We start from the raw sequence: 16,158 nt of genomic DNA, 5'->3' as shown, positions 1-16,158 counted from the left end.
AGTCGACGGGATGGTGGGTATGTGGGACGACGGGCGGCTCTGCCACGGCGGTGACTACAACCCCGAGCAGTGGCCCGCCGCCACCTGGCGCGAGGACATCGCCCTGATGCGCCGGGCCCGGGTCAACCTGGTCACCGTCGGCGTGTTCGCCTGGTCCCGGCTCGAACCCGCCCCCGGCCGCTACGACCTCGGTTGGCTCGACGAGGTGCTGGACCTGCTGCACGACGGCGGCATCCGGGTCGCCCTGGCCACCCCCACCGCCTCCCCACCGCCCTGGTTCTCCCTGGCCCACCCCGACGCTCTGCCGGTCACCGCCGACGGCGTCCGGCTGCACCACGGCAGCCGCGACACCTACTGCGCCGCCGCCCCCGCCTACCGGGCCGCCGCCCGGGGCATCGCCGCCACCCTCGCCGCCCGCTACGCCCACCACCCGGCCGTGGCCCTGTGGCGCGTGCACAACGAGTACGGCACCACCTGCCACTGCCCGCACGCCGAGACCGCGTTCCGGCGCTGGCTCGTCGAACGCCACGGCGACCTGGCCACCCTCAACGCCGCCTGGGCCACCAGCTTCTGGAGCCAGCACTACACCGACTGGGCGTACGTGAGCACCCCCCGGGCCACCCAGTACCTCGGCAACCCCGGCCAGCTGCTGGACTTCCGGCGGTTCTGGTCCGACACCCTGCTCGCCGCGTACGTCGAACAACGTGACCTGCTGAAGGCGGCCAACCCGGCGCTGCCGGTCACCACCAACTACGTCCTGGGCGACTGGGTGCCTGTCGACCACGCCCGCTGGGCCGCCGAGGTGGACCTGGTCGCCGTCGACCACTACCCGACGGCGGTCGACGGCGGCGCCGAGGAACAGACCGCCCTCGCCGCCGACCTGGCCCGCGGCTGGGCGCGACACGGCCGCCGCCGGGCCACCACCCGACCCGGCGCGACCCCCGCCGACGGGCCCGCCAGCTGGCTGCTGATGGAGAGCGCCGCCAGCCAGATCCACACCACCGGACGCTCGCACACCAAGGAACCCGGCCGGATGGCCCGGCACAGCCTGTCCCACGTCGCCCGGGGCTCCCGGGGGGCGATGTTCTTCCAGTGGCGGGCCCCGGCCGGCGGCGCGGAACGCTTCCACTCCGCGCTGGTGCCGCACACCGGCCCCGACAGTCGGGTCTTCCACGAGACGGTCCGCCTCGGCGAACACCTCGACCGGCTCGCCGAGGTCACCACCGGCGAGGTGACCGCGTCGGTCGCGCTGGCCTTCGACGCCGCCAGCAGCTGGGCGCTGCGCCACCCCGGCATGCCCTCGACCCTGCTCGACGGGCACGCCGAACTGGCCGCCGCGCACCGGGCGCTGTGGCGGGCCGGCTACGGCTGCGACGTGCTCGTCCCCGGCGACCCGCTCGACCGGTACCGGCTGCTCGTCCTGCCCGCCGTCTATCTCGCCGACGACGCCACCGCCGGTTGGGTCCGCGACCACGTCGAGGCGGGCGGGCACCTGCTGGTCGGCTACCTCAGCGGCGTCGCCGACCCGCACGGCCGGGTACACCTCGGCGGCTACCCCGGCGCGTACCGCGAGCTGCTCGGCCTGCGCGTCGAGGAGTTCCATCCGCTCGCCGCCGACGAACAGGTGCTGCTCTCCGGCGGCGGCACCGGCCGGATCTGGTCGGAGACCGTGCACCTGGACGGCGCCGAACCCGTCGGCACGTACGTCGGCGGGGTGCTCGACGGCCGACCGGCGGTGACCCGGCACCGGGTCGGCGACGGCACCGCCTGGTACCTGTCGACCCGACCCGACGACCGCACCTACCGGCAGCTGGTCACCCAGGTGGCCCAGGCCGCCGGGGTCGTCCCGGTCTGCCCGGACGCCCCACCCGGCGTGGAGGCGGTACGCCGCGCCCACCCGCAGGCGAGCTGGCTGTTCCTGCTCAACCACACCGACCGGCCGCAGCGGGTGCCGGCCATCGGGGTCGACCTGCTCACCGGCATCGCCGCCGACGGCACGGTGGTCCTGCCGGCCGGCGGCCTGGCGGTGATCCGCGAGCAACCGGCCCCGATGGCGTCGGTCCCAGCCACTCCGCCGATGACCGACCGGACCCCACCCGCCTAACCTTGCCCCGGTGAGGACGAGGAACGCGGTGCCGCCGCGCGCACTGCCACTCTGGCCGCTGTACCTGATGTTCGCGGCGATGCCGCTGTGGTGGCTGCTCGGCGGGCTCTACCTCGGCTGGGCGCTGTTCGGGATGCTGCTGGCGGTGGTCCTGCTCACCCACGGCCGGGTGTCCTGGCCACCCGGCTCGGCGCTGTGGTTCGTCCTCGTCGGCCTCATCATGGTCAGCGCCACCCGGCTGGAGAAGGCCAGCAGCCTGCTCGTCTACGGCCTGCGGCTGGGCTTCGTCGTCACCGCCCTCGTGGTCTACCTGTACGTCTACACCGCCGCCCGGCAGGGGGCCCGCTGGGACCGGCTGTTCCAACCGGTGCTGTTCTTCTGGCTGGGGATGGTGGCGCTCGGCTGGCTCGGCGTGCTGGCTCCCCGGCTGGCGTTGACCACCCCGGTGGAGGTGCTGCTGCCCGACGGGCTGGCCGGGCAGCGGATGATCCGGGCGGTCACCCACGTGCACTCCACCGAGTTCAACCCCACCGGCCGCAACCCGTACTACCGCACGGCCGCCCCGTACCCGTACACCAACAACTGGGGTACGGGATTCGCGTTGCTGGTGCCGTGCGTGCTGGCGTACCTGTCGGCGGTGCGCACCGGGCCGCTGCGCCGGGTGCTGCTGGTGTCCCTGCCGCTGGCCATGGTGCCGGCGTTCCTCACCCTCAACCGGGGCATGTTCATCGGCCTCGGGGTGGGCCTGGCCTACCTGGGACTGCGCGCCCTGCTGCGCGGCGACGTCCGGCTCATCGGCACGATCACCGCCGCGGTGGCCGTGGCCTGGGTGGTCACCCTGGTCGTCCCGGTCGGCGACATGATCATGAATCGGGTGGAGAACACCGACTCGACCCGGGACCGCGCCGACCTCTACCGGCAGACCCTGGACGCGGTCCTGCACTCGCCGCTGCTCGGCTACGGCGCCCCCCGCACCGCCGACACCACCACCGGCGCGGAACCCCTCGGCACCCAGGGTCAGGTCTGGCTGACCATGTACAGCCACGGCGTGCCCGCCCTGCTGATGCTGCTGGCCCTGCTCGTGGTGCTGGTCCGCAGCACCGCCGTCGCCGTGTCCGCCGCCGGCCGGTGGCTGAGCGTGGTGCCGGTGGTCGCCCTCGCCCTGGCCCCGTTCTACGGCTTCACCGACATGAACCTGTCGGTGATGTTCTATGCGATCGGGCTGGCCGTGGCCGCCGTCGACGGCCCGGTGAACCGGCAACTACCGACGGCGACGCCCCGGCCGGCGGCGGTCTGAGCGGGGTCAGCCGGCCGCCACCGCGGCCCGGGACCGGTCCGCCGCGATGCGTACCGCCATCGCCGCGAGCATGCTGCCGGTCACCCACCGCTGGACCCGCGCCCAGCCCGGCCGGCGCACCAGGAACGTCGACACCGACCCGGCGGTCAGCACGATCAGCGTGTTCACCGCCAACGCGACGGTGATCTGGGTGCCGCCGAGCAGCAGGCTCTGCACCGCCACGTCGCCTCGGGCGGGGTCGACGAACTGCGGCAGCAACGACACGTACAAGATGGCGATCTTGGGGTTGAGCAGGTTGGTGAGCAGCCCCATGGCGAACAGCCGACGCGGCCGGTCCACCGGCAGCGCCTGCGGCGTGAACGCCGAGCGCCCACCCGGGCGCAGCGTCCGCCAGGCCAACCACAGCAGGTACGCCGCCCCGGCCAGCTTCACCGCCGTGTACAGCGGTGGCACCAGCACGAAGACCGTGGCGATGCCGGCGACCGCGGCGGCCAGGTAGACGCCGAAGCCGGCGGCCACCCCGAGCAGGGAGACCAGCCCGGCCCGACGGCCCTGGCTGACCGACCGGGAGACCAGGTAGACCATGTTCGGCCCCGGCGTGAGCACCAGACCGAGCGCCACCAGGGCGATTCCCGCCACCGCACCGACCGTGACCATCGCGCCCCCGTCCGTCGTTCCCACCCCGCACCCTACGCCGCGTCGTCGTCGCGCGACGTCCCGTGCCTGACCCGGCAGGGGTTCCGGACACCGCACGGCAACGGCCACACTGCTCAGATGTCTGTGACCCTGCGGGCCGCCCCCACCGTCACCGCGCCCGCCCTGGTCCTGCGCTGCTGGCGCGACGACGACGTCGACGCGTTGGTCGAGGCGTACCGGGATCCAGAGCTGCGGGCCCGCACGCGTAACCCGCTGACCACCCCGGCGCAGGCCAGACGCTGGGTCGACGGTAACCGGCAGGGCTGGGCGGCGGGCCGCCGGTTCAGCTTCGCCGTCTGCGAACCCGCGCCCGACGGCGACCTGGTGGTCGGTTGCGTCCTGCTCAAGGACGTCGCGCCGGGCCGCGCCGACGCGGAGATCGGCTACTGGACGGCCGGGCCGGCGCGCGGCCGTCAGGTGGCGTCCCGGGCGGTGGACGCGGTGAGCCGGTGGGCGTTCACCCGGTTCGCCGCGACCGGGCTGGCCCGGCTGGAACTGCTGCACCAACTGGACAATCCGGCGTCCTGCCGGGTGGCGCAGAAGAGCGGCTTCCCGTTCGTCGAGGTGCTGCCGGCCCGGCCGCCGTTCCCCCTCGACGGGCACCGCCACGTGCGTCACCACCGCTGAACGCCGGGAATGTCTCCCGCCGTGCAGGCGCTGCACCGGTGACGGCCGGTTGGATACGGTGGCGGGGGAGGTGTCCGCAGGATGGTGGACGCGTGGGAGGCTTCGGTCGAGGCGCAGATCCGCAGCGCCCAGGAACGGGGCGAGTTCGACAATCTGCCCGGCGCGGGCAAGCCGATCCCCGGCCGTGACCTGCCCTATGACGAGTCCTGGTGGATCACGAGTTTCCTGGAGCGGGAGGCGCTGCCCACCGATCTGCTGCTGCCCACCCCGCTGCAGTTGCGCCGCCGGGTCGAGCAGGTGCCCGACGAGGTTCGCGACCTGCCCACCGAGGAGTCGGTCCGGGAGTTCGTCGGGCTGCTCAACCAGGAGATCGTGGCGTGGCTGCGGTATCCCGCCGGGCCCCGGGTGGCGGTCCGCCCGGTCGACACCGAGGCGGTGCTGCGCGGGTGGCGGGCCCACCGCGCCACCCGCGCCGTCCCCGCTCCGTCCGCTCCGACGCCCGCGCCCCCGGCACGACGCCCCCGGTTCCGCTGGCCGTGGCGGCGACCGCCGGGGTAGCCGCCGGATCAGTCGACGGCGGCCCGCCAGGTCCACGAGACGCGCCGGGGCCGCTCACCCAGGGTCGCCCGACCGGTCATCCAGAGCAGCACGTCGGCCGGGTCACCGGTGGGCGCGTCGGGGAACAGCCGCCCCAGCACCGCCGCGCTGGACGCCGCCGGCGGCCGCCACGCCACCCCCAGCCCCCGGGTGATGTCGTACGTGTGCAGCAGCGTCTCGGCGATGCCCATGGCGGCGAAGCCGGGCGGGTCGCAGGGCCCCCAGTGCCAGGCGCGGGTGTGCGCGGGGACGGTGTCGAGCGCGGCGGCGAGCAGCCCCCCGCAGGCGGTCACCACCACCAGCACCTGCGCCGGGGTGGCGTCGGGGTGGACCCGCAGGTCGAGCGGGAGGTAGCCGGTGTCGGGCCGGCCGGTGAGCTGGGTGGCGTAGCCGAGCAGGTCGTGGGCGATGTGCGCGGCGGTCGTCCGGCACGACCAGTCCAGGCCCCCGGCGGGGCCGGTCCAGTCCCGTCCGGTGTACGGGCCCAGTGTGCGGGTCGCCTCGTCGACCGCGTCGCGGACCCCGCGACCGGTCAGCCGTTCGTCGGTGGGCATACGGCCGATCCTCGCACCACAGTGGCCCGCGTGCCGGGTCGCGCGGCGCGGCTCAGACCGGCCGTACGGGCTGCGGGCCGGCGGCGACGAGAGTTTCGACCACCGACCGGGCCGGTGTCGGACGCCGGCCGAGCAGAGTCTGAAGGGCCGGGTCGGTGACCGCGAACTCGCCCCGCCGGGCCGCCCGGTACATGCCGAGGGTGAAGTCGGCAGCGGCCTCGGGCATGCCCCGGGCGACGGCGGTGGACCGCCACTCGTCGTCGTCGAGGACGACCCGGGTGACGGTGCGGCCGGTGAGGTCGGTGAGAATGTCGGCCACCGCCGCCAGGTCGAGGGCCTCCCCGGCGGTCAACGCGGGGGTGACGCCGTCGAGTCCGCCCCGACCGGCCAGCGCGATGGCGGCGGCCTCGGCCAGGTCGTCGTGCGCGGTCCAGGACACCGGCCCGTCGACCGGTGCCACCAGGCGGCCGGTGGTCACGGCGTCGCCGATGACGAACCCGAGGGTGCTCGCGTAGAAGCCGTTGCGCAGCGCGGTGAACGGCACCCCGGTCGCGGCCAGGTGCTCCTCGGTCACGGCGTGGGTGACCTGGGCGGGGAAGAGTGAGTCGCGGGAGGCGGCCTGGTGGCTGGTGTAGAGGATGCGGGTGGCTCCGGTTGCGCGGGCGGCGTCGATGGCGGCCCGGTTCGCTCCCACCGCGTCGCCGCCGCGGATCGCGGCGGACACGATCAGCACCTGGTCGGCCCCGGCGAAGGCCTGCTCCAGCGTGGCGGGGTCGGTGAAGTCCCCCCGGCGGACCCGCACGCCGCGTTCGGCCAGGTGGGCAGCCTTGTCGACGTCGCGCACGCTCACCCCCACGGTGGCGGCGGATACCCGGGCCAGCAGTTGGTCGACGATCCGGGAGCCGAGCTGCCCGGTGGCGCCGGTGATGACGAACACGATGACGACCCTTCGACGAATCAACGTTACGCCAGAGACGTTAACACTGATATTTCACCGCTAACAAGGTGCTGTTATCGTTGATCCGTGACGGTGACGCCAGACCCCCCGCCCCGCGACGACGTACGGACCGACATCGTCGTCGCCGCCGCCCGCCTGCTGCGCGAGCACGGTGCGTCCGCGGTGACCACCCGCGCCGTCGCCCAGGCCGCAGGCGTGCAGGCACCCACCATCTACCGGCTGTTCGGTGACAAGAACGGCCTCGTCGACGCCGTCGCCGAACACGTGATGGCCACCTACGTCGCCACCAAGACGGCCGACGACGTGTCGGGGGACCCGGTGGCCGACCTGCGCGCCGGATGGCACACACACCTGGAGTTCGGCCTGGCCAACCCCGAGCTGTTCCGGCTGCTCGGCACGCGCGGGCCCGGCGACCCGTCCCCGGCGTCGGTGGCCGGCCTCGCGGTGCTGCGCTCCCGGATACGTCGGCTCGCCGCCGCCGGCCTGCTACGGGTCGACGAGCAGCGGGCCACCATGATGGTCCACGCCGCCGGCACCGGCGTCATCCTCACCCTGCTGGGCACCCCCGCACCGCAGCGCGACCCCGGACTGGGCGACGCCGTGCTCGACGCCGTGCTCGGCGGCATCCTCACCACCACCCCGGCGCCCCCCGACCCGACCCTGCGCACGGCCGCGGTGACCCTCGCAGCGGTGACGCCGGACCTGCCCGGCCTCACCGACGCCGAACGCACGCTGTTGACCGAATGGCTCACCCGGTCCCTGGCCCGGCTGAGCCACCCACGGCAGTCGCCGTGACGGTCAGCGGAACCGGTCGACGGTGACAGGGATCAGCCCCTGCTGCCGCACCTGCGTGGTCAGGCCGCGCAGGAGCACACCGACCGCCTCGTCACGCCCGCCCGCCAGATCGCAGGTCACATCCAGTCCCCAGGCGGCGCCCGCGGCGACCCGGCGCAGCTCCCAGCGGAAGGCGTCACGGCCGAGCCGACGGCGCACCGTGCCCAGGACCCGTACCCCGGGCTCCCCGAGATCGCCGGTGACCGGCATCCGCCACCCCTCGCCCAGCGCCGCCAGGCCACCGTGGGTCAGCGCGCCGACGAACAGGATCCGGTAGACGCGCGTCTCGCGGAACCCCGGTGTCGCCTCGGGCCGGTGCAGCAGCAGGGGCGGCGACGGCGGTACGCAGGGCACGCCGAAACACGCCCGCAGCGCGGTCTCGCCCGGCAGGTCGGCACCGCAGAGGCTCCGGTACAGCGTCGCCGCCCCGGCCCGACCGGCAGGCGTCACCCGGGCCCACAGCGCGGGATCGACGCGCACCCGCCGGCTGGTGGCCGACGCGTCGGACCACCGGCCCTGCGCGCGGTGCCAGCCGGCACTCACCAGCCCGACGCAGGAGTGGTCCACCGCGAGGAGGAACTCCTCGACAAGCAGCCCCTCGGGCCCGCCGGCACCATCGTGGACCAGGTAGTAGTGCAGATCGGTGGAGGGTCCGGCCATCTGCCGCGCCCCGAAGGCCGTCGTCACCCGTCAATTCTCCGGCCGGCCGGCGTGCGGCCGCAGTCCGGCTCGCCGCAGGCTTCGTCCTGCCCCTCCTAATTATCCCACGAGCGTCTTCTGTCGCTACAACGGGTAGCGGCTCACGTGCCGACCGGTGACCGCTACGGTGCCGGCATGCTTACTGGCGAGGAGAAGTTCGTTCGGTGCGGGCAGGTGCGGTTGTGGACCGAGCGTTTCGGTCACCCCGACGACCCCACCGTCCTGTTGGTCATGGGCACGTCCACCCAGGGCATCGGCTGGCCCGACGAACTGGTGCAAGCCCTGGTGGACAGCGGCCGGCAGGTGATCCGGTTCGATCACCGGGACACCGGCCGTTCCGACTCCGTCGATTTCGCGACGCGCCCCTATGCGCTGGCTGACCTGGCCACGGACGCGGTCGGCGTCCTGGACGCGTACGGTGTCGCCGCCGCGCACGTCGTGGGGACCTCGCTGGGGGCGGCGATCGGGCAGTGGCTCGCCGTGCACCGGGCGGCCCGGGTCCGCACCCTGACGGCGATGGCTTCGTCTCCGATGGGGAACAACCCCGGTCCGGCGTGGGCGCGGGCGCTGGCCGGTCAACCGGCGGCACCGGATGCGCTTCCCCCTCCGACGGCGCGGTTCCTCGCCCACCTCATGGACGCGGCGAAGGCACCCCGGGCGACGGCCCGGCAGCGGGTGGACGCCGACGTGCAGACCTGGCGGGTGCTCAACGGCGACGTGTTGCCCTTCGACGAGCCGGCCGCACGACGGTTCGTCGAACACTGTCACGACCGGGCCGACAACCTCGCCGCCGCCGCGAACCACGATCTGGCCGGTCGGCGCTGGGACGACGACCGGCGGGCGTCGCTGTCCGGCATCACGGCCGCGACGTTGGTCCTGCACGGCAGTGACGACCCGCTGTTCCCGCAGGCCCATGGTGAGGCGCTCGCGGCGCAGATCCCCACGGCGCGGCTGGAGATCGTGCCCGGGATGGGCCACCACCCGTTCTTCGCACCCGGGCTCACCGAGCGGATCGCCGGCTCCGTCATCCGCCACACGACCTGATCCTCGCCCAGCGGCGGCGTGCCGGCCGCCGCGGGGCGCGGGGACCGCTTCGACAGCCAGCCGATCATCCGGCTCTAATTATCGTATTACCGATAACTGCAATACGATAATTAGAGCCGCCAAAAAGGGCATAACAGTGCAGCACCATAATGACTGTTCTGTTGTATCCCGCCCCGCTCCCGCAACTGGGTGACGGGCGCGACGGCCGAGGGCTCCGGTGGCCGTCGCGACGGCGAACAGTTCGGTGGGCATGGGCACACGCTCGCCAGCGACGTCTTCGCCGACAGCCGGATTTCCCGGGTCACCCGGACAGTCGGGCGGCCACGGCGTTAAGGACCCAGTCCAGGCCGGTGGCGAAGGAGGTCGCGGCGTCTACCTCGGTGCCGTCGTGCACGGCCCGGGCCAGCGCCGGATAGCGGCCGGTGGCCAGGATCCTCGTCACCTGCGGGCCGTGGGCGCGCTGCCGGTCGCGTTCGGACAGGCCCGTGGCGCGTTCGGCCCGCAGGTTGGCGATCTCCCGTCGGAGCGCGCCGATGACGTAGGCGGCGACGGTTTCCACGGCGCGCAGGACCGTGTCGGTGTCGGCGCGACCGTCGAGGGCGGCCAGTTGGGCCTCGGCCACGGCGAGGCCGTTCGGCCCCAGGGAGGGTCGGCCGCCGAGCAGGTCGGCCAGCCACTCGTGGCGCAGCACGGTCCGCCTGGTGCCGTGGGCGACGACCCGCAGTGTCGCGCGCCAGCCGGCGGGCTGTCCGGCGGGGAGGATCTCGGCGTACACGGCGTCGACCATCAGGTCGAGCAGCTCGTCCTTGGTGGCGATATAGCCGTACAGCCGCATCGGGCCGGCGTTCAGGCGGGCGGCGACCTTGCGCAGCGACACCGCCGCGAGGCCACCCTCGTCGGCCAGCGCGACGGCGGCGGCGACGATCTGTTCCCGGTCGAGCGGCACCGGGGGAGGTGGCGGCGTCGGCCGGTCCCACACGGTCACGGATCACCTCCGGCTGGTGGCGGCGAGACGGGCGCAGTCAATACAGTGTATCGCCATGAGACAGCGTATCGCCGTGGTGGGTGCCGGCCCCGGTGGCCTCACCTTCGCCCGGGTCCTGCACCGCCTCGGCCATCCCGTCGTCGTCCTGGAACGCGATCGGGGGCCCGACGCCCGCCCCCCGGGCGGCACGCTGGACCTGCACGAAGGGCTGGGTCAGCTGGCGCTGGACAAGGCGGGGCTGCTGGCCCGGTTCCGGGCGGTGTCGCGTCCCGAGGGGCAGGCCATGCGCATCCTCGACCCGGCGGGAACAGTGCTGCGGGACTGGCGGCCCCACCCGGACGAGCGGGCCAATCCGGAGATCGACCGTGGACAACTGCGTGACCTGCTGCTCGGCCCGCTCGACGTGCGGTGGGGGCAGCAGGTTACCGGCGTGACGCCGGGGGACGGCGCGGCGGTGCGTTTCGCCGACGGGCGACAGGAGACGTTCGATCTCGTGGTGGGCGCGGACGGCGCGTGGTCGCGGGTGCGGCCGGCGGTGTCGCCGGCGACCCCGCGCTACACCGGCGTCACCGCGGTCGAGACCTCCCTCGACGACGTCGACGCCCGCCACCGCGACCTCGCCGGGCTGATCGGCGACGGCGCGGTCGGGGTGTACGGGGTGAACCGCGCGATCGTCGCCCAACGCACCAGTGGCGGCCACGTCAAGGTGTACGCCCAGTTCCGCGCGCCGCTGGACTGGCACGCCGGGCTGGATCTGACCGACGTCGAGGCGACCCGACGGGTCCTGCTGGCCCTGTTCGACGGGTGGGCGCAACCGGTGCGCGACCTGCTCGGCCGGGGCGCCGCGTTCGTCCACCGCCCCCTGCACGTGCTTCCCGTGTCCCACACGTGGGCGCACGTGCAGGGGGTCACACTGCTGGGCGACGCCGCGCACCTGATGCCGCCGTTGGGGGCGGGCGCGAACCTCGCGATGCTCGACGGCGCCGAACTGGCGGAGTCCGTGGCCGCCGACGGGGGCGACCTGGACACGGTGGTGCGGGCCTGGGAGGAACGGATGTGGGCCAGGGCCGCCAGGTGGGCGGCGATCACCGCTGCCGGTCTGGACCGTCTGGTCGGTCCGGACCCGGCCGCGGCCCTCGCCCTGTTCGACGAGGTCCAGCCCTCCTGAGCGCCACCCGACGGCCCCGCCGCCGACGCATCGGGCCGTGAACGGCGGCGGCGGCGCGGCCGGGTTGACGGACGCGCCGCCACGAGGTAAATACTGAAGTACGAGTTGAGCCGACCCGACTCAACTCAAAGGACCTTCGGCCCGAGGAAACCGAGGAGGCACGACCATGCTGATGCGTACCGACCCCTTCCGTGAGATCGACCGGCTCGCCGAGCAGCTCTTCGGCACCACCAGCCGCCCCGCGGTGATGCACCTGGACGCCTGGCGCGACGGCGACCACTTCCACGCCGCGTTCGACCTGCCCGGGGTGGACCCCGACAGCATCGACTGCACGGTGGAGCGCAACGTGCTGACCGTCCGCGCGCAGCGCCGCCGTCCCACCACCGACACCGTCGAACTCGTCGCCGCCGAACGCCCGATGGGCACCTTCTCCCGGCAGCTGTTCCTCGGCGACACCCTCGACACCGACCGGCTGGAGGCCAGCTACGAGCACGGGGTGCTGACGCTGCGCATCCCGATCGCCGAGCGGGCCAAGCCGCGTCGGGTCCCGGTCACCGCCGGTAACGGCCGCCGGCAGATCACCGCCTGACCGGCACGCCCACGGTGGGGGTCGACACGGCCCCCACCGGGCCAAACACCGTCGCGCCCGGGCGTCGGGCAATCCGCTCGGGCGCGCCTCACCGTGATTACCCAGCAGGGCTGAGAGTCTTTCTCGCATGCCGCGTCCCGACGTCCCCGTCCTGCCCCACGCCTCGACCCACCCGGCGCTCACCGGCACACCCGTCGACTTCACCGAGGCGTGGCTGCGTAACCGGCGGTTGTCGGCACACACCCGCGACGCGTACCGGCGCGACATCGCCGGCTGGCTCACCTGGTGCGCCGCCGCTGACCTCGACCCGCTGCGGGCCAACTTCCTCACCGTCAACGCCTACGCCCGGCAACTGGAGGCCACCCCGTCGGCGCGCAGCGGCCGACCGTTGACCCCGGCCACCGTCGCCCGGAAGCTCTCCGCCCTGTCCAGCTGGTACGAGTTCCTGGTCAAGCTGCGGGCCGTCGAGGCCAACCCGGTCGCCGGTGCCGACCGGCCCCGCATCGACCGGGACCACTCGGCAACCGTCGGGCTCACCCCGCAGGAGGTCGACGCGCTGCTCGCCGCCGCCGACACCGACACCGGCCCGACCGCCGCCCGCAACCGAGCCGCCGTCGCCCTGCTGGCCGACCTCGGCCTGCGCGTCGGTGAGCTGGTCTCGCTCGACCTGGCCGATCTCGGCGCCGAACGCGGGCACCGCAGCGTCCGCTTCGTCGGCAAGGGCGGCAAGGCCCGCCGCCGGGCGCTCACCCCCGGCACCGCCCACGCGGTGGACGCCTACCTGGCCGACCGGGCGGCGGCAGCGGGGGTGAGCGTGGACGCGTTGACCGGCCCGCTGCTGGCCACCGCCACCGGCGGCCGCCTCGACCGGCACTCGGTGTTCCGGCTGGTGCGCCGGCTGGCCGAAGCCGCGGGCATCGCGGCGGCGGCGAAGCTGTCCCCGCACTCGCTGCGGCACGCCTTCGCCACCACCGCCCGCGAGGAGGGGGTGCCGCTGGAGGACGTCCAGGACGCGATGGGCCACGCCGACCCGCGGACCACCCGCCGCTACGACCGCGACCGGCACAACCTCGACCGGGATCCGGCGTACGTCATCTGGGCGGCCCGGGCGCGGCGGCGCAGCTGAAAAAAACCGATTGACGGAGTAAGCGCTCACTCCCGAGCCTGGTGCCATGACGGCATCCGGGGGACGTCGGCGGCGCGCGCCGGCCATGAGCGCCGACCGACGTCGCGCCATGATCGTGCAGACCGCCCTGCCGCTGCTGACCCGCCGGGGCACCGCCCTGACCACCGCCGAGGTGGCCCGCGCCGCCGGGATCGGCGAGGCCACGGTGTTCCGTGCCTTCGCCGACAAACAGGCGCTGCTCGACGCCTGCGTCGCCGAGGTCCTGCGTCCCGACCCGCTGCTGGAGCGGTTGGCGCGGGTCGAGCGGACCCGGCCCCTCGCCGACCGGCTCACCGAGGCCGCCACCGTCATCCGCACCCACCTGGCCCGGCTGGGTGCGGTGCTGGGTGCCCTGCACGCGGCCGGCCGGTCCCGGCACATCCCACCGCCCACCGGTGCGGCGGTCCGCGCAGCGGTGGCCACGCTGTTCACCCCCGACGCCGACCGGCTGCGGCTACCCGCCGACCAGCTCGCCGACCTCTTCCTCGGTCTGCTGTCCCCACCCGGACCGTTGGCCACCGCAGCGCCGTCGACGACAGTCCTGGTCGACCTGTTCCTGCACGGCACGCTCACCGACCACTGACCCCGTCGGGGCCGGCACGACAGACCCCCGGCGGGCTCAGCCGAGCAGGTCGAGATGGTGGTGGGCGTCGGCGGCGATGTCCTCGTGCCGCAGCCACCGCCGGGCCCACAACCGGGCGGCCACCTCGGCCTGCCCGTCACCCCAGGCGGCGTGTTCGACCAGCAACGCCGCCGCCAGCGCGTACGCCATCCGCAGGGCGATACCGCGGGCACCGGCCAGCACCGCGACCGCACCCGGGTCGGCAGTGACCTCACCCAGGGTGACCCGCAGCTCCCCGACCGCCGTGGCGAGGGTGTCGGCCAACACCGGGGACAACGGCCGGGCCAGCTCCACCGCCCCGGCGAGCCGCGCCAGCAGCGGCGTGCCGGCGTCCTCCCGGGTGACCGCGCGCAGCACGTCCACCGCCAACACGTTCGTGGTGCCCTCCCAGATCGGCAGCACCTGCGCGTCACGCAGCAACCTCGGCACACCGGTGTCCTCGACGTAACCGGCCCCGCCGAACGCCTCCCCGTACTCGGCGGCGCTGGCCACCGCCAGCCGACCGGTGGCCAGTTTCGCCAACGGCGCGACCACCCGCAGCTCGGCGGCGGCCTGCGGATCGCCACCGACCTCCACCCGGCCGAGCAACGCGAACGCGTGCCCGGCCAGGGCGAACGGCCCGCTGCGCCTGCCCGCCGGCGCTGGTGTCGATCCGGTCGACGCGGGCACCCCACGGGTCGTAGCGGACCAACGTCGGCGGATGGGCCTCGGCGTCGGCGTGTGCGGCGCGCAACGGCCCGACCACGTCGGCGGCCAACGCGGTCAGCCGGTCCCGGGCGGCGGCGTGCCCGGCCGCGCCGAGCTGCCGGGTCAGCCACGACCGCAGCAACCCGTCCCCGGCCTACGGGTCGTCGATGTCCGGGACCGGCTGCACGTAGCGGCTCATCCGTCGCTCCTTGACCAGGGGTGTGCGCCGACGGTAGACGATCGCCGCGCCGGCGCGACAGGGGACGAACCGCCTGCGCGGCCCCGGCCCGTCCGCCTACCGTCGAGGTGATGAGTGTGCAGCAGGCGTGGACCCGACCGGCGCGGCGGCGTCGCCCGGTACGCACCGGCCTGTTCCTGGGTGGTCTGGCCGTCGGCCTGTGCCTGGTCGGGGTGGCCGGGCTGGGCCTGTGGAACGTGCAGGTCGTGGCGGGCGCCACCGGCCCGGTGCGGGAGACCGCCGACGGGTTCTTCCGGGAGCTGTCCACCGGACAGGTGGACCGGGCCTACCGGCGGCTGTGCGCGCCGACCCGCAGCCGGTGGAGCGAGGTCGGGTTCGCCGGCTGGGTCCGCACCCCACCCGTGGTCACCGGCTACGAGATCCTCGACGTGTCGGTCCGCACCAAGGGGGGCCGGCCCGCCGGGGAGGTGGCGGTGCGGGTCACCCGCGACGGCGGGGCCGCCGAGCAGCGCCGGCTGCCGGTGGTGAAGGAGGACGACGGGTGGCGGGTCTGCGGCGACCCGTACTGACCCGCCGGCCCGGTCAGGCGCGCGGGCCCAGGTCCCCGGAGCGGTAGTGCCGCCGGCACAGCACCTGGTAGCGCACGTCGGCGGTGTCGACGGTGTCCCCGATGACGACCTGCGCGCCCTCGCGGACCACCCGCCCGTCGACGACGCGGGCGTTGAGCAGCCCTTCCCGCCCGCACCAGCACAGCACCTCCACCTGGATGCGGGCCACCTCGTCGGCCAGCTCGAACAGCCGCCGGGCGGCCGGGAACAGGCAGGACCGGAAGTCGGTGGCCAGGCCGAAGGCGTACACGTCGACGTCGTAGCCGTCGACCAGTTCGGCCATCTGCTCGACGTGCGCCACGTCGTAGAACGACGCCTCGTCGCAGATCAGGTAGTCGATGCGGACCCCTTCGGCCCAGGTGTCGCGGACCAGGGCCCGCAGGTCCAGCTCGTCGGTCACCTCCACGGCCGTGTGGGCCAACCCGATACGGGTGGTGACCTGCGGCCCCAACGACCTGTCGATGCGGGTGGTGACCAGCCCCCGCCGACCCTGCCGGGCATGGTTGTAGTTCATCTGCAACGCCATCGTCGACTTGCCGCAGTCCATCGGACCCCAGAAGAACTTCAACGCGGCGGCGTGCAACGGGCGGCCGTCGACGCCCCGCGCGGCGGCGCAGCCGGCCCCGCCGTCATCCGGGCCGGGCAGGGGACGGGCCAGGCAGGTGGGGGTGGCAGCGGCGTCGTCGGTCACGTCGGGGCAGCCTAGCCCATCGGCGCGGGTGGAT

The 16,158-nt window shown here is 74.3% G+C and carries 18 protein-coding genes; 11 read left to right on the top strand and 7 right to left on the bottom strand.

The annotated features are described in order from the left end of the window. The first annotated feature begins 10 nt into the window (after positions 1-10). Both ACN267_RS08865 and ACN267_RS08860 read left to right on the top strand, forming a co-directional pair. Positions 11-2,104, top strand: a complete 2,094-nt coding sequence (locus ACN267_RS08865) for a beta-galactosidase (protein WP_421488386.1) — start codon at positions 11-13, stop codon at positions 2,102-2,104. Between the two features lie 10 nt (positions 2,105-2,114). Beyond that, entirely contained in the window at positions 2,115-3,401 is a 1,287-nt protein-coding gene (locus tag ACN267_RS08860) for an O-antigen ligase family protein (protein WP_281897587.1), read from the top strand. Between the two features lie 6 nt (positions 3,402-3,407). Here ACN267_RS08860 and ACN267_RS08855 read toward each other — a convergent pair whose 3' ends face one another. After that, complete coding sequence (locus ACN267_RS08855) at positions 3,408-4,058, bottom strand: LysE family translocator (protein ID WP_204960317.1); 651 nt, start codon at positions 4,056-4,058, stop codon at positions 3,408-3,410. Positions 4,059-4,175: 117 nt separating this feature from the next. Here ACN267_RS08855 and ACN267_RS08850 point away from each other — a divergent pair, with 117 nt between their 5' ends. Both ACN267_RS08850 and ACN267_RS08845 read left to right on the top strand, forming a co-directional pair. Next, positions 4,176-4,724, top strand: a complete 549-nt coding sequence (locus tag ACN267_RS08850; RefSeq protein WP_204959812.1) for a GNAT family N-acetyltransferase — start codon at positions 4,176-4,178, stop codon at positions 4,722-4,724. An 81-nt stretch (positions 4,725-4,805) separates the two neighbouring features. Next, complete coding sequence (locus ACN267_RS08845) at positions 4,806-5,282, top strand: DUF1992 domain-containing protein (RefSeq protein ID WP_281897583.1); 477 nt, start codon at positions 4,806-4,808, stop codon at positions 5,280-5,282. Between the two features lie 8 nt (positions 5,283-5,290). Here the strand turns inward: ACN267_RS08845 and ACN267_RS08840 are convergent, their stop codons facing one another. Beyond that, the gene (locus ACN267_RS08840) at positions 5,291-5,875 is read right to left on the bottom strand and encodes a maleylpyruvate isomerase N-terminal domain-containing protein (RefSeq protein ID WP_281897581.1); all 585 of its coding nucleotides are present in this window, start codon (positions 5,873-5,875) and stop codon (positions 5,291-5,293) included. Between the two features lie 52 nt (positions 5,876-5,927). Further along, positions 5,928-6,812, bottom strand: a complete 885-nt coding sequence (locus tag ACN267_RS08835) for an NAD(P)H-binding protein (RefSeq protein ID WP_421488385.1) — start codon at positions 6,810-6,812, stop codon at positions 5,928-5,930. Positions 6,813-6,899: 87 nt separating this feature from the next. On the opposite strand from ACN267_RS08835, the gene ACN267_RS08830 reads away from it, so the two are divergent. Next, positions 6,900-7,628 carry a TetR/AcrR family transcriptional regulator gene (locus ACN267_RS08830; protein WP_421488384.1) on the top strand — a complete coding sequence of 243 codons (729 nt, stop codon included), beginning with the start codon at positions 6,900-6,902 and terminating at the stop codon, positions 7,626-7,628. 3 nt (positions 7,629-7,631) lie between these two features. On the opposite strand, the gene ACN267_RS08825 is transcribed toward ACN267_RS08830, so the two are convergent. After that, positions 7,632-8,354, bottom strand: a complete 723-nt coding sequence (locus ACN267_RS08825) for a hypothetical protein (RefSeq protein ID WP_421488383.1) — start codon at positions 8,352-8,354, stop codon at positions 7,632-7,634. A gap of 147 nt (positions 8,355-8,501) precedes the next feature. Here ACN267_RS08825 and ACN267_RS08820 point away from each other — a divergent pair, with 147 nt between their 5' ends. Next, on the top strand, positions 8,502-9,410 hold the full coding sequence (locus ACN267_RS08820) for an alpha/beta fold hydrolase (RefSeq protein WP_421488382.1): 909 nt from the start codon (positions 8,502-8,504) through the stop codon (positions 9,408-9,410). 301 nt (positions 9,411-9,711) lie between these two features. Here the strand turns inward: ACN267_RS08820 and ACN267_RS08815 are convergent, their stop codons facing one another. Next, complete coding sequence (locus ACN267_RS08815) at positions 9,712-10,395, bottom strand: TetR/AcrR family transcriptional regulator (protein ID WP_421488381.1); 684 nt, start codon at positions 10,393-10,395, stop codon at positions 9,712-9,714. A gap of 55 nt (positions 10,396-10,450) precedes the next feature. Here ACN267_RS08815 and ACN267_RS08810 point away from each other — a divergent pair, with 55 nt between their 5' ends. The 4 genes from ACN267_RS08810 (at position 10,451) to ACN267_RS08795 (ending at position 13,900) form a co-directional block, all read left to right on the top strand. Continuing rightward, positions 10,451-11,563 (top strand): FAD-dependent oxidoreductase, encoded by a 1,113-nt coding sequence (locus ACN267_RS08810; RefSeq protein WP_421488380.1) that lies wholly within the window; start codon positions 10,451-10,453, stop codon positions 11,561-11,563. Positions 11,564-11,729: 166 nt separating this feature from the next. Further along, on the top strand, positions 11,730-12,152 hold the full coding sequence (locus ACN267_RS08805) for an Hsp20/alpha crystallin family protein (RefSeq protein WP_204959805.1): 423 nt from the start codon (positions 11,730-11,732) through the stop codon (positions 12,150-12,152). A gap of 127 nt (positions 12,153-12,279) precedes the next feature. Then, complete coding sequence (locus tag ACN267_RS08800; protein ID WP_204959804.1) at positions 12,280-13,278, top strand: tyrosine-type recombinase/integrase; 999 nt, start codon at positions 12,280-12,282, stop codon at positions 13,276-13,278. Between the two features lie 85 nt (positions 13,279-13,363). Further along, on the top strand, positions 13,364-13,900 hold the full coding sequence (locus ACN267_RS08795) for a TetR/AcrR family transcriptional regulator (protein WP_204959803.1): 537 nt from the start codon (positions 13,364-13,366) through the stop codon (positions 13,898-13,900). A 36-nt stretch (positions 13,901-13,936) separates the two neighbouring features. Here ACN267_RS08795 and ACN267_RS08790 read toward each other — a convergent pair whose 3' ends face one another. Then, complete coding sequence (locus tag ACN267_RS08790) at positions 13,937-14,608, bottom strand: acyl-CoA dehydrogenase family protein (protein WP_421488379.1); 672 nt, start codon at positions 14,606-14,608, stop codon at positions 13,937-13,939. Between the two features lie 327 nt (positions 14,609-14,935). On the opposite strand from ACN267_RS08790, the gene ACN267_RS08785 reads away from it, so the two are divergent. Next, positions 14,936-15,394 (top strand): hypothetical protein, encoded by a 459-nt coding sequence (locus tag ACN267_RS08785; RefSeq protein WP_204959802.1) that lies wholly within the window; start codon positions 14,936-14,938, stop codon positions 15,392-15,394. Between the two features lie 13 nt (positions 15,395-15,407). On the opposite strand, the gene ACN267_RS08780 is transcribed toward ACN267_RS08785, so the two are convergent. Then, positions 15,408-16,124 carry a thymidine kinase gene (locus tag ACN267_RS08780; RefSeq protein ID WP_204959801.1) on the bottom strand — a complete coding sequence of 239 codons (717 nt, stop codon included), beginning with the start codon at positions 16,122-16,124 and terminating at the stop codon, positions 15,408-15,410. Positions 16,125-16,158: the final 34 nt, after the last annotated feature.

It is taken from the genome of Micromonospora sp. WMMD734, assembly GCF_049178975.1.
Lineage (GTDB): Bacteria > Actinomycetota > Actinomycetes > Mycobacteriales > Micromonosporaceae > Micromonospora > Micromonospora wenchangensis.
Note: the sequence above shows the minus strand (reverse complement) of the source record. Positions and strands in the feature narration are given on the sequence as shown.

Excerpts from the sequence above, each read along its gene's own strand:
- ACN267_RS08865 (WP_421488386.1), top strand. The coding sequence starts at position 11 with ATGGTGGGTATGTGGGACGACGGGCGGCTCTGCCACGGCGGTGACTAC.
- ACN267_RS08855 (WP_204960317.1), bottom strand. The coding sequence starts at position 4,058 with ATGGTCACGGTCGGTGCGGTGGCGGGAATCGCCCTGGTGGCGCTCGGT.
- ACN267_RS08850 (WP_204959812.1), top strand. The coding sequence starts at position 4,176 with ATGTCTGTGACCCTGCGGGCCGCCCCCACCGTCACCGCGCCCGCCCTG.
- ACN267_RS08845 (WP_281897583.1), top strand. The coding sequence starts at position 4,806 with ATGGTGGACGCGTGGGAGGCTTCGGTCGAGGCGCAGATCCGCAGCGCC.
- ACN267_RS08840 (WP_281897581.1), bottom strand. The coding sequence starts at position 5,875 with ATGCCCACCGACGAACGGCTGACCGGTCGCGGGGTCCGCGACGCGGTC.
- ACN267_RS08820 (WP_421488382.1), top strand. The coding sequence starts at position 8,502 with ATGCTTACTGGCGAGGAGAAGTTCGTTCGGTGCGGGCAGGTGCGGTTG.
- ACN267_RS08810 (WP_421488380.1), top strand. The coding sequence starts at position 10,451 with ATGAGACAGCGTATCGCCGTGGTGGGTGCCGGCCCCGGTGGCCTCACC.
- ACN267_RS08805 (WP_204959805.1), top strand. The coding sequence starts at position 11,730 with ATGCTGATGCGTACCGACCCCTTCCGTGAGATCGACCGGCTCGCCGAG.
- ACN267_RS08800 (WP_204959804.1), top strand. The coding sequence starts at position 12,280 with ATGCCGCGTCCCGACGTCCCCGTCCTGCCCCACGCCTCGACCCACCCG.
- ACN267_RS08795 (WP_204959803.1), top strand. The coding sequence starts at position 13,364 with ATGAGCGCCGACCGACGTCGCGCCATGATCGTGCAGACCGCCCTGCCG.
- ACN267_RS08785 (WP_204959802.1), top strand. The coding sequence starts at position 14,936 with ATGAGTGTGCAGCAGGCGTGGACCCGACCGGCGCGGCGGCGTCGCCCG.